General features: G+C 63.3%; 24 protein-coding genes and 1 tRNA gene. 12 read left to right on the top strand and 13 right to left on the bottom strand.

The features are described from left to right. Window positions 1-135: 135 nt before the first annotated feature. The 3 genes from argJ (at window position 136) to AABE10_RS25010 (ending at window position 2769) form a co-directional block, all read left to right on the top strand. Window positions 136-1377 (top strand): bifunctional glutamate N-acetyltransferase/amino-acid acetyltransferase ArgJ, encoded by a 1242-nt coding sequence (argJ, locus tag AABE10_RS25020; RefSeq protein ID WP_342935897.1) that lies wholly within the window; start codon window positions 136-138, stop codon window positions 1375-1377. Between the two features lie 70 nt (window positions 1378-1447). Next, the gene (locus AABE10_RS25015) at window positions 1448-2317 is read left to right on the top strand and encodes an ATP-binding protein (protein ID WP_342935896.1); all 870 of its coding nucleotides are present in this window, start codon (window positions 1448-1450) and stop codon (window positions 2315-2317) included. Next, window positions 2314-2769 carry an NUDIX domain-containing protein gene (locus AABE10_RS25010; protein WP_342935895.1) on the top strand — a complete coding sequence of 152 codons (456 nt, stop codon included), beginning with the start codon at window positions 2314-2316 and terminating at the stop codon, window positions 2767-2769. The genes AABE10_RS25015 and AABE10_RS25010 overlap by 4 nt, the downstream gene beginning before the upstream one ends. A gap of 65 nt (window positions 2770-2834) precedes the next feature. On the opposite strand, the gene yacG is transcribed toward AABE10_RS25010, so the two are convergent. From yacG to AABE10_RS24965, 9 genes are all read right to left on the bottom strand, one after another. Then, the gene (yacG, locus tag AABE10_RS25005) at window positions 2835-3029 is read right to left on the bottom strand and encodes a DNA gyrase inhibitor YacG (protein WP_090868399.1); all 195 of its coding nucleotides are present in this window, start codon (window positions 3027-3029) and stop codon (window positions 2835-2837) included. Window positions 3030-3087: 58 nt separating this feature from the next. After that, entirely contained in the window at window positions 3088-3843 is a 756-nt protein-coding gene (gene zapD / locus AABE10_RS25000; RefSeq protein WP_007747120.1) for a cell division protein ZapD, read from the bottom strand. 195 nt (window positions 3844-4038) lie between these two features. Beyond that, a complete protein-coding gene (coaE, locus tag AABE10_RS24995; protein ID WP_342935894.1) occupies window positions 4039-4641 on the bottom strand; it encodes a dephospho-CoA kinase in 603 nt (200 codons plus the stop codon). A 3-nt stretch (window positions 4642-4644) separates the two neighbouring features. Beyond that, entirely contained in the window at window positions 4645-5574 is a 930-nt protein-coding gene (locus AABE10_RS24990; RefSeq protein ID WP_342935893.1) for an A24 family peptidase, read from the bottom strand. Window positions 5575-5605: 31 nt separating this feature from the next. Beyond that, a complete protein-coding gene (locus tag AABE10_RS24985) occupies window positions 5606-6826 on the bottom strand; it encodes a type II secretion system F family protein (protein WP_342935892.1) in 1221 nt (406 codons plus the stop codon). Continuing rightward, the gene (locus AABE10_RS24980; protein WP_342935891.1) at window positions 6823-8070 is read right to left on the bottom strand and encodes a GspE/PulE family protein; all 1248 of its coding nucleotides are present in this window, start codon (window positions 8068-8070) and stop codon (window positions 6823-6825) included. The genes AABE10_RS24985 and AABE10_RS24980 overlap by 4 nt, the downstream gene beginning before the upstream one ends. A 92-nt stretch (window positions 8071-8162) precedes the next feature. Next, entirely contained in the window at window positions 8163-9470 is a 1308-nt protein-coding gene (locus AABE10_RS24975) for an HlyC/CorC family transporter (protein ID WP_342935890.1), read from the bottom strand. Between the two features lie 156 nt (window positions 9471-9626). Beyond that, window positions 9627-9703: transfer RNA gene (locus tag AABE10_RS24970), tRNA-Pro, on the bottom strand. Between the two features lie 43 nt (window positions 9704-9746). After that, entirely contained in the window at window positions 9747-10739 is a 993-nt protein-coding gene (locus AABE10_RS24965) for a polyprenyl synthetase family protein (RefSeq protein ID WP_342935889.1), read from the bottom strand. 228 nt (window positions 10740-10967) lie between these two features. Here AABE10_RS24965 and rplU point away from each other — a divergent pair, with 228 nt between their 5' ends. The 4 genes from rplU to proB all read left to right on the top strand — a co-directional run bounded on the left by rplU (window position 10968) and on the right by proB (window position 14105). Then, window positions 10968-11279, top strand: a complete 312-nt coding sequence (gene rplU, locus AABE10_RS24960; RefSeq protein WP_006025184.1) for a 50S ribosomal protein L21 — start codon at window positions 10968-10970, stop codon at window positions 11277-11279. Between the two features lie 24 nt (window positions 11280-11303). Next, entirely contained in the window at window positions 11304-11564 is a 261-nt protein-coding gene (rpmA, locus tag AABE10_RS24955; protein ID WP_090868414.1) for a 50S ribosomal protein L27, read from the top strand. Window positions 11565-11800: 236 nt separating this feature from the next. After that, window positions 11801-12913: an Obg family GTPase CgtA gene (gene cgtA / locus AABE10_RS24950; RefSeq protein WP_342935888.1), complete on the top strand. Its 1113-nt coding sequence runs from the start codon at window positions 11801-11803 to the stop codon at window positions 12911-12913. 73 nt (window positions 12914-12986) lie between these two features. After that, the gene (gene proB, locus AABE10_RS24945; RefSeq protein WP_342935887.1) at window positions 12987-14105 is read left to right on the top strand and encodes a glutamate 5-kinase; all 1119 of its coding nucleotides are present in this window, start codon (window positions 12987-12989) and stop codon (window positions 14103-14105) included. A gap of 127 nt (window positions 14106-14232) precedes the next feature. Here proB and AABE10_RS24940 read toward each other — a convergent pair whose 3' ends face one another. After that, complete coding sequence (locus AABE10_RS24940; RefSeq protein WP_342935886.1) at window positions 14233-14808, bottom strand: CNP1-like family protein; 576 nt, start codon at window positions 14806-14808, stop codon at window positions 14233-14235. A gap of 80 nt (window positions 14809-14888) precedes the next feature. Continuing rightward, a complete protein-coding gene (locus AABE10_RS24935; RefSeq protein WP_342935885.1) occupies window positions 14889-15584 on the bottom strand; it encodes an RNA pyrophosphohydrolase in 696 nt (231 codons plus the stop codon). 267 nt (window positions 15585-15851) lie between these two features. On the opposite strand from AABE10_RS24935, the gene AABE10_RS24930 reads away from it, so the two are divergent. Both AABE10_RS24930 and AABE10_RS24925 read left to right on the top strand, forming a co-directional pair. After that, window positions 15852-17600, top strand: coding sequence for a proline--tRNA ligase (locus AABE10_RS24930; RefSeq protein ID WP_342935884.1), 1749 nt, complete (start codon window positions 15852-15854; stop codon window positions 17598-17600). A 12-nt stretch (window positions 17601-17612) separates the two neighbouring features. Beyond that, window positions 17613-18212, top strand: a complete 600-nt coding sequence (locus AABE10_RS24925; RefSeq protein ID WP_342935883.1) for a MarC family protein — start codon at window positions 17613-17615, stop codon at window positions 18210-18212. 82 nt (window positions 18213-18294) lie between these two features. Here AABE10_RS24925 and AABE10_RS24920 read toward each other — a convergent pair whose 3' ends face one another. After that, window positions 18295-18846 carry a hypoxanthine-guanine phosphoribosyltransferase gene (locus tag AABE10_RS24920; protein ID WP_342935882.1) on the bottom strand — a complete coding sequence of 184 codons (552 nt, stop codon included), beginning with the start codon at window positions 18844-18846 and terminating at the stop codon, window positions 18295-18297. A 153-nt stretch (window positions 18847-18999) separates the two neighbouring features. Then, window positions 19000-20367: a signal recognition particle protein gene (gene ffh / locus AABE10_RS24915; protein ID WP_342935881.1), complete on the bottom strand. Its 1368-nt coding sequence runs from the start codon at window positions 20365-20367 to the stop codon at window positions 19000-19002. A gap of 108 nt (window positions 20368-20475) precedes the next feature. Between ffh and AABE10_RS24910 the strand changes: the two genes are divergently transcribed. Genes AABE10_RS24910 through ampD form a run of 3 tightly spaced genes read left to right on the top strand, consistent with a single transcriptional unit; the run spans window position 20476 to window position 22366 of the window. Beyond that, a complete protein-coding gene (locus AABE10_RS24910) occupies window positions 20476-21423 on the top strand; it encodes a cytochrome C assembly family protein (RefSeq protein WP_342935880.1) in 948 nt (315 codons plus the stop codon). Between the two features lie 5 nt (window positions 21424-21428). Continuing rightward, window positions 21429-21749, top strand: a complete 321-nt coding sequence (locus AABE10_RS24905; RefSeq protein WP_342935879.1) for a PP0621 family protein — start codon at window positions 21429-21431, stop codon at window positions 21747-21749. Continuing rightward, window positions 21746-22366: a 1,6-anhydro-N-acetylmuramyl-L-alanine amidase AmpD gene (gene ampD, locus AABE10_RS24900; protein WP_342935878.1), complete on the top strand. Its 621-nt coding sequence runs from the start codon at window positions 21746-21748 to the stop codon at window positions 22364-22366. The genes AABE10_RS24905 and ampD overlap by 4 nt, the downstream gene beginning before the upstream one ends. Window positions 22367-22638 lie beyond the last annotated feature (272 nt).

The raw sequence follows: 22638 nt of genomic DNA, 5'->3' as shown, positions 1-22638 counted from the left end.
GCGCATCATGCGCGCCGCGTCGTTTGATGCGTGCATTGCTGGCGATTTCGCGGTGGCGCGGCTCCATCCGGCGCCATCACCCTTGATCCCCGATGCCGGCACTCGCCGGCATTTCAGTCTCGACAGGTCGCAACCATGGCTGTCAATTTCCCCTTGATCGATCCCGCTCAACTCCACCCCGTCGCCGGCGTCACGCTAGGCTGGGCCGAGGCGAACATCCGCAAGCCGAATCGCAAGGACGTGCTCGTCATTTCCGTCGACGAAGGCGCGACGGTCGCGGGCGTGTTCACTTCGAACCGTTTCTGCGCGGCGCCCGTCACCGTGTGCCGCGAGCACCTCGAGCGCGTGCGCGCGGGCGGCAAGGGCATTCGCGCGCTGGTCGTGAACACCGGCAATGCGAACGCGGGCACGGGCGAGCCGGGCATGGCGCACGCGCGCGAGACGTGCGATGAACTGGCGCGCCTCGCGGGCATCGCGCCGGAACAGGTGCTGCCGTTCTCGACGGGCGTGATCCTGGAGCCGCTGCCTGTCGACCGTCTGAAGGCCGGGCTGCCCGCCGCCCTCGCGAACCGTCAGGCTGCGCACTGGTACGACGCCGCGCAGGCCATCATGACCACCGACACGCTGCCGAAGGCGGTGTCGCGCCAGGTGACGATCGACGGCCACACGGTCACGTTGACGGGCATCAGTAAAGGCGCCGGCATGATCAAGCCGAACATGGCGACGATGCTCGGTTTCCTCGCCTTCGACGCGAACGTTGCGCAGCCGGTGCTCGACGAACTGGTGAAGCATGTCGCCGACCGCTCGTTCAACTGCATCACGATCGACGGCGATACATCGACGAACGATTCGTTCATCCTCATCGCCTCGGGCAAGTCGAGCCTGCCCGCGATCACGTCGACGGATTCGCCCGCATACGCCGCGCTGCGCGACGCCGTCACGAAAACGGCGCAGACGCTTGCGCAGCTGATCGTGCGCGACGGCGAGGGCGCGACGAAGTTCATGACGGTGCAGGTCGAAGGCGGTTCGAGCGTCGCCGAGTGTCGCCAGATCGCGTATGCGATCGGACATTCGCCGCTCGTGAAGACGGCGTTCTATGCGTCTGACCCGAACCTCGGGCGCATTCTGGCCGCCATCGGCTATGCGGGCGTGACGGACCTCGACGTCGGCAAGATCGACCTGTATCTGGACGATGTGCTCGTCGCGAAAGCGGGCGGCCGCAATCCGGAGTACAAAGAAGAAGACGGGCAGCGCGTGATGAAGAAGGCCGAAATCCTGATTCGTGTCGTGCTGGGCCGTGGCGATGCGCAGGCGACGATCTGGACGTGCGACCTGTCGCACGACTACGTGAGCATCAACGCCGACTATCGCTCGTGATTTACGCGCGATATGCGCCTGATTGGCTCTCGATTGGCTCCTCATTCCAGATTCGTTCCGACCTGACCACATGGATAAACTCGAACAATTTCTGACCCGCGCCGAAGCTGTGCTGGTGCGGCTCGAAGCGATGCTTCCACCCGCCGCGCCCGATGTCGACTGGTCCGCGGCCGTTGCGTTCCGCTGGCGCAAGCGCCAGGGGCGCGGCTATCTGCAGCCGGTGCCCGCTATTTCGTCGATTTCGCTGGACGACCTGCAGAACATCGATCGTCAAAAGAACCTGATCGAGCAGAACACGAAGCAGTTCGTGAGCCGGCAGCCCGCCAACAACGTACTGCTCACGGGCGCGCGCGGCACGGGCAAGTCGTCGCTGATCAAGGCATGTTTGAATGCGCACTCGAAGGACGGTCTGCGTCTGATCGAAGTCGACAAGGATGACCTGCACGACTTGGGCGATATCGTCGATCTGATTTCGACGCGTCCTGAGCGCTTCATTGTGTTCTGCGACGATCTGTCGTTCGAGGAAGGCGAGTCGGGCTACAAGGCGCTGAAGGTAGCGCTCGACGGATCGGTGGCTGCGCAGTCGGACAACGTGCTGATCTACGCGACGTCGAACCGCCGCCATCTGCTGCCCGAGTACATGAGCGACAACGAGACGTACAAGCACATGCCCGACGGCGAAATCCATCCGGGCGAAGTGGTCGAAGAAAAGATTTCGCTGTCGGAGCGTTTCGGGCTGTGGGTCAGCTTCTATCCGTTCAAGCAGGACGACTATCTGTCGATCGTCGCGCACTGGCTGCATCACTTCGGCTGCAACGATGCCGATGTCGAAGCGGCGCGCGGCGACGCGCTGATCTGGGCGCTGGAACGCGGCTCGCGCTCGGGGCGCGTCGCTTGGCAGTTCGCGCGCGACTGGTCGGGCCGGCGGGCGCCAGCATGAGCGATCCGGTGCAAAACGACGGGCAAAAAAGCGCGCAGAACGCGAGCGAACTGAACGCTGCCGGCCGGCCGGTCACGGAAGTGGCCGTCGGCGTGCTGGTTCAGCCCGATGGTCGCTATCTGCTCGCGCAACGGCCAGCCGGCAAGCCTTACGAGGGCTACTGGGAATTTCCGGGCGGCAAGCTGGAGCCGGGCGAGTCGGTCGAAGCCGCGCTTGCTCGTGAGCTACACGAAGAACTCGGCATCGACGTGCAGTCGAGCCACCGCTGGCACGTGCTCGAACACGACTATCCGCACGCGTACGTGCGTCTTTATTTCTGCAAGGTGACGGCGTGGGACGGCGAGCCGCATGGGCGCGAAGGTCAGGCGTTCGCGTGGCAGGCGTTGCCGGCTCAGGTATCGCCACTATTGCCCGCGACGATTCCCGTACTGGAGTGGCTGGCCGCGGAGTGAGAGAAGGGCGCAGCCGCAGCGCGCGGCTCGCGCCTCGATGATGACGCGCGGGGACTCGTTGCGCTTCAGTGCGAGCGGTTTTCGCCGGGCGTGTCGTCGGTTGTCGGTTCGTCGTCGGTGCCGCCGATCTTGTATTTTTCGGCAGCCCACGCGCCGAGATCAATCTGCTTGCAGCGCTCGGAACAGAACGGACGGAAGCGGTTCTCAGGAGTCCAGCGGACATCCTTTCCGCAGGTCGGGCATTTGACTACAGTGGTCATTCGGTCAGGCGTTCGATCTAAACGGTGAAGGTCGATAAATGAGGCGCTTTGCCTCAGATTAAAGACTGCACAGCGTCAACTGGAACGGCACGTCGACATCGACGGCGCGCGGACGCAAGTCGCCATCCTGCACCGTGAAGCGCACCCACAGCATGTACTTGTTGGCACTTGCTTCCGGAATCACTCGCAATTCGGGTGCCACGCGCACCTGCATCAACTGATACGTGCGCCCCGACAGCATTTGCTGGTAGCTGCCCTGCATCGCCATCACTTTCGACGCCTGCCCCGATTCGCGCGCAAGTCGCAGCACGATGGCGGCGGCGTCGCGCAGCGGCAAAAGCGGCATGACCCACTTGGCGATGTCCTGACGGCGTTGATCGGGATGCGTCTGCTGCCACGCGTAATACGACGGAAGATCGAATTTGCAGGTGCCGCCGGGGATGATGGCGCGGCTGCGGATGCTCGCGAGCCACTCGTTGTCCGCAAGATGCTGGCCAGTCTTGCCTTGCATTTGCGTAAGCCCGGCGAGAGTCTGCTCGATTTCGCCGAGGACGGCTTCGAGCGCATTCTGCTCGATACCGGGATTGCCGCGAAACGGCGCGAGCGTTTGACGTTGCCGCTCCAGTTCCTTCATCAGATCGGACTTCAGATCCGCGCGGCCCGCGACTTCGGAGATTTCGAACAGCGTAGTCAGCGCGACATGATGTTCCCTGGCGTCTTCCTGAGTCAGAAAGAACGTGAAGCGCTCGAACAGATCTTCGAGGCGCAGCAGCGTCCGGATTCGCTCGTTGAAGGGATACTCGTAAAGAATCAAGCGGGCTCGCCTCGGGCGTGGTCGGTGACGGAATTGCAGGACATTCTAATGCCGTGAGACTACCCTAGCAATCACACACTATTTCCGCGAGCTTCTGTCAATTTTTGCGCTGTATCGTGCGCATTCGTTGCGTGCTCGCGCCGTTCACGACAACATACGCCCGCTTTACAGACGGTGAACAGAATCGCTTACGGCTCATGCGGCCGCGAGTGAAAGATACATGCGATGAAGGCGATCGACGTCAAGGTCGAGCGCTCCGAGCGATGCACCATCGTTGATGATCACGTCGTCGGCTGCGGCGAGGCGCGCTTCGCGCGTGGCCTGGCGCGCGATGATCGCCAGTACCTGTTCGCGCGTGAACGCATTGCGGTACATGACGCGAGCGATCTGCGTCTCGACACTGCAGTCGACGGTCAGCACGCGGTCCACGCGTGTCTTCCAATTGCCCGATTCAACGAGCAGCGGCACGACCATGATTACGTACGGTCCTTGCGCCTGTTGACGCTCGCGTTCCGTCTCGGCGCGAATCAACGGATGCGTGATGGCTTCCAGACGTTTGCGCGCATTCTCGTCGCTGAAGACGAGCGCGCGCATGCGGGCGCGATCGAGTGAGCCATCGGACGCGACGAACGAGGCGCCGAACTCGGCGGCAATAGCGGGCATCGCGGGCCCACCCGGCGCGGTGACGCGATGTGCGATCACGTCGGTATCGACGAGCGTTACGCCGCGCTTCGCGAACAGATCGGCGACAGTGGACTTGCCGCTGCCGATGCCGCCCGTCAATCCAACAGCAAACATGCGTCAGCCTCCGAAAGCCACATAAAGTGGCGTGCCGAGAAAGAGCGTAATGGCGCCGGCTGCCGCGAGAAACGGGCCGAACGGCAGCGGCTCCTCAAAGCGCATGCGGCCGATCCATGTCGCAATCAGTCCGATGACGGCGCCCGCCACGGCCGCGATCAGAATGATCTGCGGCAGCGCCGCCCATCCAAGCCAGGCGCCGAGCGCGGCGAGCAGCTTGAAGTCGCCATAACCCATGCCTTCGATGCCGCGCACGAGCCTGAACGCCCAATGCACGCACCACAGCACGAGATAGCCGGCGATTGCGCCGATCACCGCGTCATGCAGGCTCGCGAACACCGAATTGAAGTTGACGATAAAGCCCGCCCACAGCAATGGCAAGGTCATCGAGTCGGGCAGCAGATGCGTGTCGATGTCGATCGCGCTCATCGCAAGCAGCGCGGCGCAAAGTCCGTATGCCGCGAGTGCCGTGCCCGTCGCGCCGAACGAGACGAATGCGCCGAGCGCCAGCGCCGCGCTCGACAGCTCGAGCAGCGGATAGCGAAAGCTCACGCGGGTTTTGCATTGAGAGCAGCGACCGCGCAGCATCAGATAGCTGAGCACAGGAATGTTTTCCCACGCGCGCAGTATGTGGCCGCAATGAGGGCAGGCGCTACGCGGCAGCCAGAGGTTATAGCGCGTGGGCAGGCCGTCGTCGTCGAACGAATGGCCCGTTGCTTCGCTCACTTCGGCGCGCCACGCGCGTTCGAGCATGATCGGCAAGCGATGCACGACGACATTCAGAAAGCTGCCGATCACGAGGCCGAACACGATGACGAACGCAATCTGCGCGAGAGCGGGCAGCGCGCCGAAGGCCACGCCGATGCTGTCCGCGAAACGGGAGAGCGGGCCGCTGAGAGATAGGTCTGACACGGGCGTGAGCGTGGTCGGCATGGTCGATTGGGTGGATTCGGCTGCGATGCTACTACACCACGTTGCCAAGTTGGATGATGGGAAGATACATCGCGATGACGAGACCGCCGACGAGCCCGCCCAATACGACGATCACGAGCGGTTCGCACAGGCTCGCGAGACCCGCGATCTTTTCGTCGACCTGTCGATCGCTCAGCGACGCGACGTCGAGCAGCATTGTGTCCAGCGTGCCCGATTCCTCTGCGATGGCGACGGGTTGCACGATGTCCTCAGGAAAGCATTGCGCTTCACGCATTGCAGGCGCGAGCCGCACGCCGCGACGAAGCTGAGCCGAGATCGCGATGGTCGCGCGATCGAACCAGGCGTTGCCCGTCGCGTGCGTGAGCGAATCGAATGCGTCAGCGAGGGGCGTCCCCGCCGACAGCAGCGTGCCGAGCGCACGGCTCCAGCGCGCGGCGCAGAGCGTCGCGAGCAGTGAGCCGGCGATGGGCAGACGCAGCATCATGCGGGAGAACTGCAGCCGGGCCGCCTCCGAGCGGCTCAACAGGTGACGCATGGCAAGCACGAGCACGCATACGATCGAAGCGAGCGGCACACTCCAGCGGCCAGCCGCCGCCGACATCGCGAGCACCAGTTGCGTCGGCGCGGGCAGCTTTGCGCCGAAGCCATCGAAGATCTGCTTGAACGTCGGAACGACCCATACCAGCAGCGCAGCCGTAATCGCGATTGCAAGTAGCAGGATAGCGACGGGATAGGTGAGCGCGGCGCGCACTTTGGCTCGCTGCGCGGCGGCGCGCTCCCGGTCGTCGGCGAGCCGCGCGAGCACGGCAGGCAGCGCGCCGGATGCTTCGCCTACTTCGACCAACTGACGATACAGTGCGCCGAACTGCACCGGGTGACGGGCGAGCGCTGCCGAGAATCCGAGCCCTGTCGTGATATCGCGAGCGAGCGCATTGACGATGCGCGGCATGCCCTTGCCCCGTTCGCTGTCTTTCGAAGCATTCGCCAGCAGTTCGAGCGACGACGCGAGCGGCAGGCCTGCACGCAGCAGGCTCGACAGCTGGCGCGTGAAGAGCGTGACGTCGGCGGCGCGCGCGTTGGGTTGCGGCGCCGTGCCGCGCACGCTCCATTCGACGCCATAGAGCGCGTCCTGCTTCAGCATCGAGCGAGCAGTCATGAGGTCTGGAGCGATCACCGTGCCGCGCCGACGCACGCCTTGTGCGTCGAGCGCGCGCCATGCGAATCGCTGCTCCTGGAGTGTCGTCGCCGTCATGCGACCTCCGTCGCGCTCAGGGCTTCGGCGAGGCTCGTCGTGCCGTCGAATGCGCGGGCCAATGCCGCGTCGCGCAGCGTGTGGACCTGTTCGGCGTGTGCCTGTCTGGCGATCTCGTGCGTGCCGGCTCGCGCCACGATCAGTTCTCGCATTGCGTCCGAAACGGGCATTACCTGATGGATGCCGACGCGTCCGCGAAAGCCGATGCCGTGGCAGGCTTCGCATCCTCGTGGAACATAGGGATGCCAGTGCTCGGCTTCGGCGTCGGGTACGCCAGCTGCGCGCAACGACGCGGGCGTTTCCATCGATGGCTGCCTGCATCCGACACACAGGCGCCGCACCAGCCGCTGCGCGGTCACGAGACGCAATGCGGCCGCGAGGTTGTATGGCTCGACGCCAATATCGATCAGGCGCGCGATGGCTGCGGGCGCGTCGTTCGTGTGCAGCGTCGACAAAACCAGGTGCCCCGTCTGAGCTGCCTTGACGGCAACATCGGCCGTCTCTTCGTCGCGGATTTCGCCGACCATGATCACGTCCGGATCCTGGCGAAGGAAAGCGCGCAACGCGACGGCGAATGTGAGACCTGCCTTCTCGCGAACGCTGACCTGATTGATGCCCGCAAGCTGGATTTCCGCCGGATCTTCGACCGAGCAGAGATTGCGGGACTCGGCGTTCAACAGTTGCAGGAAGCAGTACAGCGACATCGTCTTGCCGCTGCCCGTCGGTCCCGTGACGAGCACGAGCCCATGCGGCGCGCTGATAGAGCGGTCGACGATATCACGCTGTGCGGGCGCAAGGCCAAGCGAGTCGAGCGATAGATTGGCTGGCAGCGCGTCGAGCCTGCGCAGCACGAGCTTTTCGCCGAACAGCGTGGGCAGCGAATTGACCCGATAGTCCTCGACACGGCCCGCAGCGACCGGCAGCCGCAAACGGCCATCCTGCGGCACGCGCCGCTCGGCGATATCCATGCGAGCCAGCACTTTCACGCGCGTGATGAACGCGTCGCGAAGATGCGCGGGCGGCCGGGCGATCTCGTGTAGCACGCCATCGACGCGCAGACGCATCCGCCATCCGTGCTCCATCGGTTCAATATGCAGATCGGATGCGTTGAGGCGCGCGGCTTCCAGAAGCGTGTCGGCGAGCAGGCGAACGGCGGGTGGATTGTCAGCGTCCGCCGTAGCGGGTGGCTGCCGGCTCGCGGCCACCTTGAGCGGAGGCGATGCCGAGTGGGAAGAAGTGCGCATCGAAAACCGGCCGGAAGCCGCCTGCAGAACATGACGGCTTCATCATCCGGGATCGCGCGCCCGGCCGCTATTCGGCCGAATGGCCAGGTGTGCTATCCGCGGCTCACGAGCCGCTTGATCTTGGACCCCGGCGGGGGACCGGGGCGAAAGATCTTAACTGTTCTGATCGCCTGGTCGTCGCTGCGCATCACTTCGAGTTTGATGTCCGCGATCTTCACGCAGACGTCGCCTTCCGGAATTTCCTCGAGAATTTCCAGGATCAATCCGTTGAGGGTCTTCGGGCCGTCCGTCGGCAGACGCAATTGCAGCCAGCGGTTCAGTTCGCGCAGCGGCATGCTGCCGGCGACGATGCACTCGCCCTCGTCGTTCCAGCCGCCGCGCGAACTCGCGCTGCGCGGCACCGACGTCGTGAATTCGCCGATCAGTTCCTCGATGATGTCCTCGGGCGTCACAAGTCCCTGCAGCTCGCCGTATTCGTCGACGACGAGCGCAATCCGATGGCGGCTTTCCTGGAAATACTGGAGCTGCTGAAACACGGGCGTGCCCGTGGGCACGAAGTACGGCTCGGCGAGCAGTTCGCGCAGCGTGTCGCGCTCCAGCTCCTGGTTGTGCAACGCGGAGAGCGTCTTGCGCACGTGGAGCACGCCGAGCACGCGGTCGAAGTCGCCCTGATAGACGATCAGCTTGTTGTGATAGCAGGTTTCGAGCTGATGCAGGATCTGCTCGAATGGCGCGTCGAAATCGAGCGCCTCGATGCGGCGGCGGGGAATCATCACATCGTCGACGGTGATGTTTTCGAGGTCGAACAGGTTCAGCAGAATGCTACGGTGCTTGGTCGGCATGAAGCTGCCGGACTCGAGCACTATGGTGCGCAGCTCCTCCGTCGACAGCCGCTGTTCGTGCGCGTTTTTCGTGTTGATGTGCAGCACGCGCAGGATGCCGTTGGCGAACAGGTTAACGAACCAGATCAGCGGCTTGGACACGCGCATCAGCGGTGCGATCAGCAGGCTGGCCGGCAATGCGATCTTTTCGGGGAACGTCGCGCCGACGATCTTCGGCGTGATTTCGGCGAATACGATGATGAGAAACGCGACGATACCCGTCGCAATCGACAGCACGAGGCTATTGCTGCCGAACGTGTGCAACGCGATCGACGTGGTGAGCACAGGGATGATCGTATTGAACAGGTTGTTGCCGATCAGCACGGCGCTCAGCAGCTCATCGGTGCGCGCGAGCAGGCCTTGCATAGTTTTCGCACCGAGTGCGCCCTTGCCGGCGAGGTGCTTCAGACGATGACGATTGATCGCCATCATCGCAGTCTCGGTAATGGAGAAGAAGCTGGAGCAGATGAGAAGCAGGACGACGGCGCCTATTTGCGCCCATAAGGGAAGTTGTTCCACGCGTCGTGAATGAGAAGGGGAGGGATGGGGAGAATATAGCAGAGGGGCCGGAGGGGTCTCATCGGCCGGATGGCCAAGTCGGCTTGCTGTCCACGCAAGTGATTGGCAAAGCGACGGACGAAAAAAAACCGCGCAATGCGCGGTTTTTTCAAAATCTGGTCGGGGTGAGAGGATTCGAACCTCCGGCCTCTACGTCCCGAACGTAGCGCTCTACCAGGCTAAGCTACACCCCGATTTCGTAACTCGATTCAGACTAATCCGGCGCTTCAGTCTCGTTCAAGACTGTCTCGTCGTCGAGTAAGAACATAATTCTAGCAGGCTTTCCTTGTAAATGGAACTGGGAAACGAGGAAATTGCTGCTGCCGCCGCTTGCGCTTCCTGCTTTGCGCATTCGAGCGTGTGATCGAGCGCGCCCGAGCGCGTGATCGCGTCGAAAATCTCGTCGAAGCGGTCGGTGCCACCCTGTTCGATTGCCTCGCGCGCGAGCGCCGCCTGCTCCGGTGTGCCGCGCTCGATCAGATAGATGAGCGGCAGCGTCGGCTTGCCTTCGCGCAGATCGTCGCCGGCGTTCTTGCCCATCGACTCGGGCGTGCCCGTGTAGTCGAGCCAGTCGTCCATGATCTGGAACGCCGTGCCGATACGGCGGCCGAACTCGGCGGCCGCGGCTTCCGTGGTTGCGTCCACGCCCGACAGCACGGCGCCCAGCTGCGCGGCCGCTTCGAACAGCTTGGCCGTTTTGTAGCGGATCACCTGCATGTAGCGCGCTTCGTCTACGTCGGCGTCATGCATGTTCAGGAGCTGCAGCACTTCGCCTTCGGAAATGATGTTGGTCGCTTCCGAAAGAATCTCCATAACGCGCATCTTGCCCACGCCGACCATCATCTGAAACGAGCGCGAATACAGAAAGTCGCCGACCAGCACGCTCGCCGCATTGCCGAACAGCGCGTTCGCCGTCTGACGCCCGCGGCGCAGATCGGATTCGTCGACGACGTCGTCGTGCAGAAGCGTTGCGGTATGAATGAACTCGACGACGGCCGCCAGTTCGTGCCGATGCCCCGTCCTGTCGCCAAGCGCTCCCGCGACGAGCAGGAGCAGCGCGGGGCGCAGTCGCTTGCCTCCGGCACTGATGATGTACTCGGAGATCTGGTTGATCAGCATCACCTCGGACGCCAGACGGTGCCGGATGACGCGATTCACCTGCTGCATGTCTTCGACGATCGGAGCGAGCAGATTGGCTGCGTTAGGGGTAGGAGTGGCGGTTGACGACATGGTGACGAATTCGGGTAGTGCCGCGAATTATAAGGCGAACTGCGCTATTTCAGCGCCGTACACCCTGTGATCGTGGCCGTTTTGGCATTGGCATGTCGCGTCTGTCGCGCATCGGACGGCCTGGCGCGGCCGTTGTCAACTACTTTTGACCGCGCAGCTAACTCTATGTATAATCGAGGGTTTCCGCGCGTGGTGCGTCGGAAAAATGAATCCAGAGTGAGGTTTTCAATGTACGCGGTCATAAAAACCGGCGGCAAGCAGTATAAGGTTGCTGTCGGCGAAAAACTTAAAGTAGAACAGATACCGGCAGACATTGACGCTGAAATCACGCTCGACCAGGTTCTCGCAGTGGGCGAAGGCGAATCGATTAAGTTCGGTACGCCGCTGGTCAGTGGGGCTTCCGTCAAGGCTACCGTTGTGTCGCACGGTCGTCACGCCAAAGTGACCATCTTCAAGATGCGTCGCCGGAAGCACTACCAAAAGCATGGCGGCCACCGCCAGAACTACACCGAACTGCGCATCGACGCGATCAACGCGTAAGCGCATCGGGCAAGGAGTAATCACATGGCACACAAAAAGGCAGGCGGCTCTTCCCGGAACGGCCGCGACTCCGAATCGAAGCGCCTCGGCGTGAAGGTTTTCGGCGGTCAGGCGATCCTGGCTGGCGGCATCATCGTGCGTCAGCGCGGTACGCGCATGCACGCTGGTGAGAACGTCGGTATCGGCAAGGATCACACGCTGTTCGCACTGGTCGACGGCCACGTCAAGTTCACGACGAAGGGCGCCGACAAGAAGCACATGGTCAACGTCGTCCCGGCTGTCTGAGATTAAATCAGGCACGGGCTTCAGGACCGGAAAAAGGCCCCGCGAAGTTTGCGGGGCCTTTTTGTTTGCGGATTCCGTTTGCAGGTCTCGTTCGAGAGTTTTCGTTTGCGGACCGTATGGTCGCGGCATTTCATTGTCGCGATCAGACAAGAATCAAAGTCAATCTGGCCGAACGGCCAATGGTGCACGCGCTCAACGCGCGGCAAAATAGCAATACACACGGGACGGAGTAACGCATGAAGTTCATTGACGAAGCGAGGATCGAAGTCATCGCCGGTGACGGAGGAGATGGCAGCGCGTCGATGCGCCGCGAGAAATTCGTCCCGTTCGGCGGTCCGGACGGCGGCGACGGCGGCCGCGGCGGCAGTGTCTATGCGGTCGCAGACCGCAACATCAACACGCTGATCGACTACCGCTATGCGAAAAAGCATCAGGCGCGCAACGGCGAGAACGGCCGCGGGTCGGACTGCTATGGCAAGGGCGGCGACGACATCACGCTGCGCATGCCCGTCGGCACGATCATCGCGGACATGGACACGGGCGAGGTGATCGCCGACCTCACCGAGCACAATCAGACCGTACTGGTCGCACAGGGCGGTGCGGGCGGCCTCGGCAATTTGCACTTCAAGTCCAGCACGAACCGCGCGCCGCGTCAGAAGACGGACGGCAAGCCGGGCGAGCGCCGTATGCTGCGTCTGGAACTGAAGGTGCTCGCGGACGTCGGCTTGCTGGGCATGCCGAACGCGGGCAAGTCGACGTTCATTTCGTCGGTGTCGAACGCGAAGCCGAAAATTGCCGATTATCCGTTCACGACACTCGCGCCGAATCTCGGCGTCGTTCGCGTCGGGCCGAGCCGCAGCTTCGTGATCGCCGACATTCCCGGTCTGATCGAAGGCGCGGCGGAAGGCGCGGGTCTGGGCCACCAGTTCCTGCGGCACTTGCAGCGCACGGGCCTGCTGCTGCACATCGTCGATCTCGCGCCGTTCGACGAAACCGTCGATCCTGTCGCGGAGGCGAAGGCGATCGTCAACGAGCTGCGGAAGTACGACGAGGAGTTGTACGGCAAGCCGCGCTGGCTTGTGCTGAACAAGCTCGACATGATTCCGGAAGATGAGCGGGAAGCGCGCGTCGCCCGCTTTATCAAAGAGTTCGAGTGGGACGGTCCCGTTTTCGAAATTTCGGCGCTGACGGGCCAAGGCTGCGAGAACCTCTGCTACGCGGTGTACGACTACCTCGCAGCGCACTCGGACGCGCACCGTGCGGCCGAAGCGGAAGATCTGGCCGCCGACGTGCGTTTCCGCGACCAGCAGGCGGGCAGTACGGGGGCCTCGGCCGAACCGCAGGAGTAAGCAGCCGCACCCTGGATGCCGGCGTAGTCCCAGCACGCGCCGGCCTTACGAATCATCTTGGAGACCGCGCACAATGCGTTCCGTTATCGCAGATTCCAGGCGATTGGTGGTGAAAGTCGGGTCGAGCCTCGTCACGAATGACGGACGCGGGCTTGATCATGCAGCAATCGGTCGCTGGGCCGCTCAGATTGCCGCGCTGCGCGAGCAGGGCAAGGAAGTCGTGCTCGTCAGTTCCGGCGCGATCGCCGAGGGCATGCAACGCCTTGGCTGGACGAAGCGGCCGCGCGAAATCGACGAGCTGCAGGCGGCCGCCGCCGTCGGGCAGATGGGGCTCGCTCAGGTCTACGAAAGCCGCTTCGCCGAGCATTCGATCGGTACCGCCCAGATTCTTTTGACGCACGCCGATCTGGCCGATCGGGAACGCTATCTGAATGCGCGTTCGACGCTGCTGACACTGCTGCGTCTTGGCGTCGTGCCGATCATCAACGAGAACGACACGGTTGTCACCGACGAGATCAAGTTCGGCGACAACGACACGCTTGGCGCGCTGGTCGCGAACCTGATAGAAGGCGACGCGCTGATCATCCTTACCGACCAGCAAGGTCTCTTCACTGCCGATCCGCGCAAAGATCCGAGCGCGACGCTTGTCCAGCAGGCCGACGCCGGCATGCCGGAGCTGGAGGCGATGGCAGGCGGCGCCGGGTCGAGCCTCGGCCGCGGCGGCATGCTGACGAAGATTCTCGCGGCGAAGCGCGCGGCGCATAGCGGCGCGAACACCGTGATCGCAAGTGGCCGCGAGGCGGACGTGCTCGCGCGGCTGGCAGCGGGCGAGGCGATCGGCACGCAACTCATCGCGCGTACCGCGCGCATGGCGGCGCGCAAGCAGTGGATGGCGGATCACCTGCAGGTGCGCGGACACGTCGTGATCGACGACGGCGCGGTCGAAAAGCTCACCGAGGGCGGCAAGAGCTTGCTGCCGATCGGCGTCGTCGGCGTGCAGGGCGCGTTTGCGCGCGGCGAGGTGATCGCGTGTTTGAACGCGTCGGGGCGCGAGGTCGCGCGCGGATTGACGAACTACAGCAGCGCGGAGACGAAGCTGATCCAGCGCCGTCCGAGCGGCGAGATCGAAACGGTGCTTGGCTATATGCTCGAGCCGGAGCTCATCCACCGGGATAATCTGGTGCTCGTCTAGCCTGGCAGTCAGTCGCGCAACGCCGCTCCGGAAGACAAAAAAGCCGCCCCACCGCAAGATGGGACGGCTTTTTTCGTTGCGCCGTCATCGAGGTTCGGTGCTTTCCGCCAGAGGACTGAGCCCCTGATCAGTTGCCTCGAATCAGCGTGCTGTTCGCGCGCTTGTATCTGATGTTGGTCAGGATCGCGTCCGCCTTGCCGGTCGGCATCTTGCTCGAGCAGAAGTAATCCTGATAGAGCGCCGCGTGGTACGCGTTCAGATCGCCGTTTTCGATACGCGTCCAGTCGTTTTCGACCGTGCGGTCCCAGCCGTCGTGGTCTGCGTTGAGGCCCGCGTACAGCTTCCACGAGTAGTCCTGGCAGCGAATGCCCTCGTAGTTGACGTTGCGCGCGCCGCTCGGGCTCGTGATGACCACAGTGTAGCGAACCACGTCGTCGTTATCGACGGTCAACGATTTGGCATCGAGCGCGAACTGAAGCGTCGTGTTCTGCGAAACGGTGAACGGCAGCAGATTGCCGGGTTGCGGCATAGGCGGAAGCGTATCGACCTTCTTTTCGGTCCAGGTCGAAGGCCGGTCGAGCAGGTACTGAAAGTCGCTCTTCGGTCCGTCGGACGCGTTGGAGTTGGAACTCTTGGTGCTCGAACAGCCAGCCAGCAGAACGCCAGTGGCGACGCACGCCACGACGAAAGCAGATACTTTCAATATGGTTTCCTCGAAACGCCGGCGCAGCGCGGCTTGCCCCACATCGCACCGGCAGATGCGGCATGGACAGCCGCACAGAATCAGTCGCGCAGCCCCGGCACCGGAACGACCGGGTCTTCCGCCGACGAACAGTCCGACCCGATTGTCGCACGCAGCGTCGTTTCGACGACGATCGTCGTCGTGACCGTGGTCACCGATGACGCGGACGCCATCGACGCCCCGGGCGGCGCATTCACCGACGACGCCATCCGCGGATAACGTTGCCCGTGATGATGTCCGCCGGGTCGTTCCGTGCGCGGCTGAGGCCGCCGCAGGAAACGGGACAACTCCGATAACGCCAGCTGATACACATCCCGCTTGAACTCGATCACACAGTCGAGCGGCACCCAGTACTCGTTCCAGCGCCAGGCATCGAACTCCGGGTGATCGGTCGCGCGCAAACAGATGTCGCAATCGCGTCCAATCATCCGGAGCAGGAACCAGATCTGCTTCTGGCCGCGGTAGTGACCGCGTACTTCGCGCTTGATGAACTTGTCCGGCACCTCGTAACGCAACCAGTCGCGTGTGCGACCGATAACCTTGACGTGCTCCGGAAGCAGGCCGGTTTCTTCGTGTAACTCCCGATACATCGCTTGCACGGGGGTCTCACCGTACTTGATGCCCCCTTGCGGAAACTGCCAGGAATGTTCACGGAGCCGTTTGCCCCAAAACACCTCGTTGCGAGCGTTCAAGAGGATGATGCCGACGTTCGGGCGAAAGCCTTCACGATCCAGCATACAACCACCTTCGAATCCTTTAAAATTGCTTTGATTATAAACAGATAACGGGTCCGACGCACCGCTTCGCACCAGATTGGCGCGATTGGACGTAACAGGCCGCGCCCGCCGCCGCGAGAGCCGCTTCCCAGCGCCGTCGGGCAAAAGCCGGCGCATGCGACAATCGCTATTCGGCGTGTGTTGGTGTGGCCGGCGCTCAGGCGCGCGAACCCATCGTCTTACCTCTTCGGGCGGCCCTTTTGGTCCGCCGCTTTTGGAAAATTCTGAATGAAAGCCTCCCGTTTCTTTATCGGCACCCTGAAGGAAGCGCCTTCTGACGCAGAAATCGTCAGCCACAAGCTCATGGTTCGCGCCGGGATGATCCGTCGCGTCGCTGGCGGCATTTACAACTACCTGCCAATCGGCCTGCGTTCGATCCGCAAGGTGGAAGCGATCGTGCGCGAAGAAATGAACCGAGCAGGCGCGCTCGAACTGCTGATGCCGGCCGTGCAGCCGGCGGAGTTGTGGCAGGAATCGGGCCGTTGGGAAAAGTATGGTCCCGAACTGCTGCGCTTCAAGGACCGCAAGGAGAGCGACTTCGTGATGGGACCGACGCACGAAGAGGTGGTCACGGACATCGCGCGCAACCAGATCAAGAGCTACCGGCAAATGCCCGTGAACTTCTATCAGATCCAGACGAAGTTCCGCGACGAGATCCGCCCGCGCTTCGGCGTGATGCGCGGCCGCGAGTTCATCATGAAGGACGCGTACTCGTTCGATAAGGATCTCGACGGCCTGAAAGAGACGTATCGCAAGATGTACGACGCGTACGTGCGCATCTTCACGCGCCTCGGTCTCGATTTTCGCGCGGTCGCGGCGGACAACGGTTCGATCGGCGGCAGCGGCTCGCACGAGTTCCACGTGATCGCGGAGACGGGCGAGGACGACATCGCGTATTGCCCGACTTCCGACTTCGCGGCGAACGTCGAAGCGGCTGAAGCGTTGCCGCTGATCGCCGAACGCGCTGCGCCGAAGGAAGAGCTGAAGAAGACGCCGACGCCCGGCAAGGCAAAGTGCGAAGCAGTGGCCGAGTACCTGAACATTCCGCTCGAACGCACGATCAAGTCGATCGTTCTCGCTACCGACAACAACGCGGACAACGAAGGCGCCGAGCCGACGATCTGGCTGCTGATGCTGCGCGGCGATCACGATCTGAACGAGATCAAGACGAGCAAACTGCCTGGCCTCGCCGAATACCGCTTCGCGACGGAAGAAGAAATCGTCGAGTGGTTCGGCACGCCGCCGGGCTATCTCGGGCCGCTCAACACGAAGAAGCCGGTCAAGGTGATCGCGGACCGCACGGTCGCGAACATGAGCGACTTCGTCGTCGGCTCGAACGAAGTGGATTTCCACACGACGGGCGTCAACTGGGGCCGCGATCTGCCTGAGCCTGTCGTCGCGGATATCCGTAACGTGAAGAAGGGCGACCCGTCGCCGGATGGCAAGGGCGTCATCGAGATCTGCCGCGGCATCGAGGTCGGCCACGTGTTCCAGCTCGGCACCAAGTATTCGGATGCGATGAACGCGAAATATCTGGACGAGTCGGGCAAGCCGCAATCGATGCAGATGGGCTGCTACGGCATCGGCATCACGCGTATTCTCGGCGCCGCGATCGAACAGAACTTCGACGAGAAGGGCATCATCTGGCCGGAAGCGATCACGCCGTTCGAAGTTGTGCTGTGCCCGATGGGGTATGACCGCAGCGACGCCGTGCGCGAGCACGCCGACAAGCTGTACGCGGACCTGGTCGCAGCCGGCATCGACGTGATCCTCGACGATCGCGGCGAGCGTCCGGGTGTGATGTTCGCGGACTGGGAACTGATCGGCGTGCCGCATCGTCTCGTGATCGGCGACCGTGGCCTGAAGGACGGCAAGATCGAGTACCAGGGCCGCCGCGATGTGGAAGCCACGCTGTTGCCCGTCGATGGCGCGGCGCAGTTCGTGACCGACAAGATCAAAGCTGCAGTCGCGCACTGACGGGAGCGGACAGTGGAGTACAACTTCCTGTCTGCGACCGTCCTGCTCATTCTCATCACTGATCCGCTCGGCAACATCCCGCTCTTCATCAACTGCTTGCGGGGTGTTGCGCCTCACCGGCGCATCCGCGTGATTCTGCGCGAAATCGCCATCGCGTTCGTGATCCTGCTGGTCTTCATGCTCGTCGGCGACCGCTTTCTGCGGATGATGAGCCTGACCGATCTGTCATTGCGCATCGGCGGCGGAATCGTGCTGTTTCTGATCGCGCTGCGGATGATCTTTCCGCATCCCGATGGCCCGTTCGGCGCCGATTCGCGCGCAGCAGAGCCGCTGATCGTGCCGCTCGCGATTCCGGCGCTCGCCGGTCCGTCTGCGCTCGCAACGGTGATGCTGCTGACGTCTCAGGCGCCGAGCAAGATGGCCGAATGGGTGGCGGCGCTGACGGTGACGATGATTGTCTGCGCGATCGTGCTGGTGCTGGCCGAGCGCATCCAGCAATGGCTCGGCGAGCGAACCGTGATGGCGTTCGAGCGGTTGATGGGTCTCGTGCTCGTCGCGATTTCAGTCGAAATGATGCTGGGTGGCATTCGCTCGTTTGTGCATCAGCTTTGAAGCCGAATCAACGAAGCAATAAAAAAAGCGACCCATGAGGTCGCTTTTTCGGCTTTTTCGTTTTGGCCTCAGCACAAACGCGTCACGCGCCTTCCGTCAACGCGCGAATCGTGGGCAGGTTGCGCCAGTATCCCTTCGCGTCCATTCCGCAACCGAACACATAACGGTCCGGCACTTCGAAGCCGCAAAAGTCCGGGCGCAGCGGCTTCGCCTTCGGGATGATCTTCTCGCACAGCACCGCGCTCATGAAGCGCTTCGCGCCCATCGCCATGATGCGGTCGCGGATCGCGGCCATCGTCTCGCCTTCGTCGAGGATGTCGTCGAGCACTAGGACGACGCGTTCCTTCACCGACTCGGCGGGCGCAACGCGCCACTGCATTTCCGCGCTGCCCTTGATCGCGTTGCGATAGCGGGTGAGATGGATGTAGTCGAACTCGAGCGGGAAATCCAGGTGCGGCAGCAGCATGCCCGTGAACACCGCCGCGCCGCCCATCACCGATAGCACGAGCGGAAAGTCTTCGGCCATCTCGGCGCGGATGGCGTCCGCCATGCGGCCGATGGAGGCGTTGACGTCGCTGGCCGAAACGATTTCTTCGGAGTGGCGGAAAATGTGGAGAGCTTCTTCGCGATTCATGACGTCTGGCGGGCGGTAACTGTATACATAGTGTGAGAGACAACGACCCGGTGCGCTACAGCATATACCCGCGCCTTCGTTCGGCATACGCACCGGCTCGAGATGGCCGGCGCGCGCTCGCCTCTGCGAAGGAGCGCACGCGGCCGAGAGCGATCAGCGCATGCCTGGCATCATGCCCTTCATGCCGCGCATCATCTTCTGCAGGTTGCCGCCCTTGAGCTTCTTCATCATCGTGCGCATCTGGTCGTACTGGTTCAGGAGCCGGTTGACTTCCTGCACCTGAACGCCTGCGCCCGCCGCGATGCGGCGCTTGCGCGTCGCCTTGATCAGCTCCGGCTTCGCGCGCTCGGCGGCCGTCATCGAGTTGATGATGCCTTCCATGCGGCGCATCTGCTTTTCGGCCTGGCCCATGTCGGCATTCGATGCGGCCTGCTGGAACTGCGCGGGCAGCTTGTCCATCAGCGACGACAGGCCGCCCATCTTCTTCATCTGTGAAAGCTGCGCGCGGAAATCGTTCAGATCGAAGTCGCCGCCTTTCTTGACCTTGTCGGCGAGCTTCTGCGCGGCCTGCACGTCGACGCCGCGCTGTGCTTCCTCGACGAGCGCGAGAATGTCGCCCATGCCGAGAATGCGGTTCGCCATCCGGTCCGGATAGAAGACCTCGAGGCCGTCGAGTTTTTCCGCGACGCCGACGAACTTGATCGGCTTGCCCGTCACGTGGCGCACGGAAAGCGCCGCGCCGCCGCGCGAATCGCCGTCGAGCTTCGTCAGCACGACGCCCGTGAGCGGCAGCGCGTCGTTGAACGCCTTCGCGGTGTTCACGGCGTCCTGACCGAGCATCGCATCGACGACGAAGAGCGTTTCCGCCGGATCGAGCGCCTTATGCAGCGCGGTGATCTCGTTCATCATCGCTTCGTCGATACCGAGACGGCCGGCCGTGTCGACGAGCAGCACATCGTGATAGTGACGCTTCGCCCAGTCGACGGCGGCACGCGCGATATCGACGGGCTTCTGGTCCGGTTGCGACGGGAAGAAATCGGCGCCGACCTGCTCGGTCACGGTCTTCAACTGAGCGATAGCGGCGGGGCGATACACGTCGCACGACACCGTCAGCACTTTCTTCTTGTACTTCTCGCGCAGCAGCTTCGCGAGCTTGCCGACGGTGGTCGTCTTGCCCGCGCCCTGCAAACCCGCCATCAAAATGATTGCGGGCGGCGTGACGGCGAGATCCAGTTCGGCGGCCTTGCCTTCGTAGTCGCCGCCGATCACGGCAGTCAACTCGCGCTGCACGACGCCGACTAGTGCCTGACCCGGCGACAGGCTGGCGATCACTTCCTCGCCGAGCGCCTTCTCCTTCACCTTCGCGATGAAGTCGCGCACGACGGGCAGCGCCACGTCTGCTTCGAGGAGCGCGAGGCGCACTTCGCGCAGCATCTCCTGGGTGTTCGCCTCGGTGAGGCGGGCTTCGCCGCGCAGCGTCTTGACGACGCGCGCCATCCGGTGAGTGAGATTGTCGAGCATGGGGAGCGATGAGCAGTGCGGCCCGTTCGTCACCGCGCCAGAGCGGCCGACGCCGCTAGCGCAGCGTCGCAAACGTCATGGAGAAGGGGCCTAGTGTAAACTTCCAATATGGATATTGTACTGTATGCCCTCACTGCGCTCCTGTACGGCGGTCTCGCCGTCGCGGGCTGGCGTGCGCACCGCCAGGCGGCCGCGCGGCCGATGCTCGAAAGCGTGTCGCCCGTTTCGTCCGCGGCGCCGCTGCCGGCGGGCGGCGGGCGAGGGCTGTCGCCGGAAGCAGCTGCGAGTATGTCGATGACCACCCGCATCGTGCTGCTCGTCGCGCTGCTCGCACACGGCGTGCTGCTGCACACGACGATCTTCCCGCATGACGCGATGGTGTTCGGTTTCGCGTTCGCGCTCTCCGCGATGTTCTGGCTCGGCGCGGGTATCTACTGGATCGAGAGTTTCTTCTTTCCGCTCGACGGCCTGCGCCTGCTCGTCCTGCCGCTGGCTTGCGTCGCGTCGCTGCTGCCGCTTTTGTTCAGCGGCGTGCACGTGCTGTCGTACGCGGCCGATCCGCTCTTCAAGCTGCATTTCCTGATCGCGAACGTCGCGTATGGTCTCTTCGTGATCGCGGCGCTGCACGCGGTGCTGATGCTGCTCGTCGAGCGCCGTCTGCACGCGATGCGCGGCGGCGCCCTCGCGCGGCAAGGCGCCGCAGCCGCGAACGGCTGGCTGTCGAGCTGGCTCGATACGCTGCCGCCGCTGCTCACGCTGGAGACGCTGCTGTTCCGTCTGATCGGCGCGGGTTTCGTGTTGCTCACGCTGACGCTGCTCTCCGGCATCCTGTTCAACGAACAGCTCGCCGACCGCGCGTTGCAGCTCGATCACAAGACCGTGTTCGCGATTCTCTCGTGGATCATGTTCGGCGCGCTGCTGACGGCGCGCAAAGTGTCCGGCTGGCGTGGGCGCGCGGCATTGCGCTGGGTGCTCGCGTCGTTCGTCGCGCTGCTGCTTGCGTATGTCGGCAGCCGTTTTGTCTTTGAGGTGCTGTTGCACCGTCCTGTGGTCTGAGTGTCATGCGACAAATTTTTCTGCTGATCCTGTTGTTCATCGTCGGCCAGTGGCTGGTGAAGGCGCTGCGCCGCGCCGATGCGTCACGCACGGCGCGCACGGGCGCGGGCGATCAAGCGGGTGCCGATGCGCACGCGGGCGCGCGCAGCCACGGTCGCGCGAGCGGCAAGGCCGCGGGCCAGCTCGCCGAGCCGATGATCCGCTGCGCCGAATGCGGCGTGCATGCGCCGAAGAGCGATTCCGTGATGGTCGAAGGGCAGACGTTCTGCTCGCACGATCACGCGAAGCGCCACGCCGCGCGCCCCGCGGGCCGCAACGCGCGATGACGGCAGGCACCGCCGCGCGCTTCACCGTCGATGCAAACGGCTGGGTCAAAGAAGCGCACAAGCTGCCGTCGCCGAATTTCGAGGCGCGTCCGAATGGCGCGCGTCCCACGCTGATCGTCGTTCACAACATCAGCCTGCCGCCGAACGAATTCGGCGGCACGGGCATCACCGATCTCTTCCTCAACCGGCTCGACTGCGACGCGCATCCGTACTACGACGCGCATCTGCGCGGCGTGCGCGTGTCGGCGCATTTCGTGATCCGTCGCGACGGCGCGCTCGAGCAATACGTGTCGTGCGACGAGCGCGCGTGGCATGCGGGCGCGTCGAACTTCTTCGGCCGCGAACGCTGCAACGACTTCTCGATCGGCGTCGAGCTCGAAGGCAGCGATACGACGCCGTTCGAAGCGGCTCAATACGAGACGCTCGCGCCGCTCGTGCGGGCGCTCGCCGCGCACTATGCGATCGACGCGCTCGCCGGTCACGCCGACGTCGCGCCCGGCCGCAAGACCGATCCCGGTCCGCACTTCGACTGGCCGCGTCTGCAACGCGATACGGCGCTCGCCGATCCGTACTTCCCCTATCTGCATCCGTCGTCGCGCGCGCCGATAACGTCGTAAGCACGTCACGTCGCGTCCGTACGATGTCGCACCGACAGCGCGAGATCGCTGTGTTGGCCCGACGGCGTTTTCTGACGCGGGCTATCCAAAAGTCAAGATCGCCAGACCAAATAAAAGAATTTGCGATGAGCGTTCAGTACACTATACTTCGTGCCGTTAATCAGTTTTTGCACAAGATGTAGTGTTTGTCAGGCGGCGCCCCGCTCCATGAGCATGGCGCCGTCAGCATTACCGGCACTGAAAAAACCTGATGCGGCGCAACCAGTTACGAG

The sequence above is a fragment of the Paraburkholderia diazotrophica genome, from assembly GCF_038900755.1.
GTDB lineage: Bacteria > Pseudomonadota > Gammaproteobacteria > Burkholderiales > Burkholderiaceae > Paraburkholderia > Paraburkholderia diazotrophica_A.
This window is presented reverse-complemented; position numbering and strand designations above follow the sequence as displayed.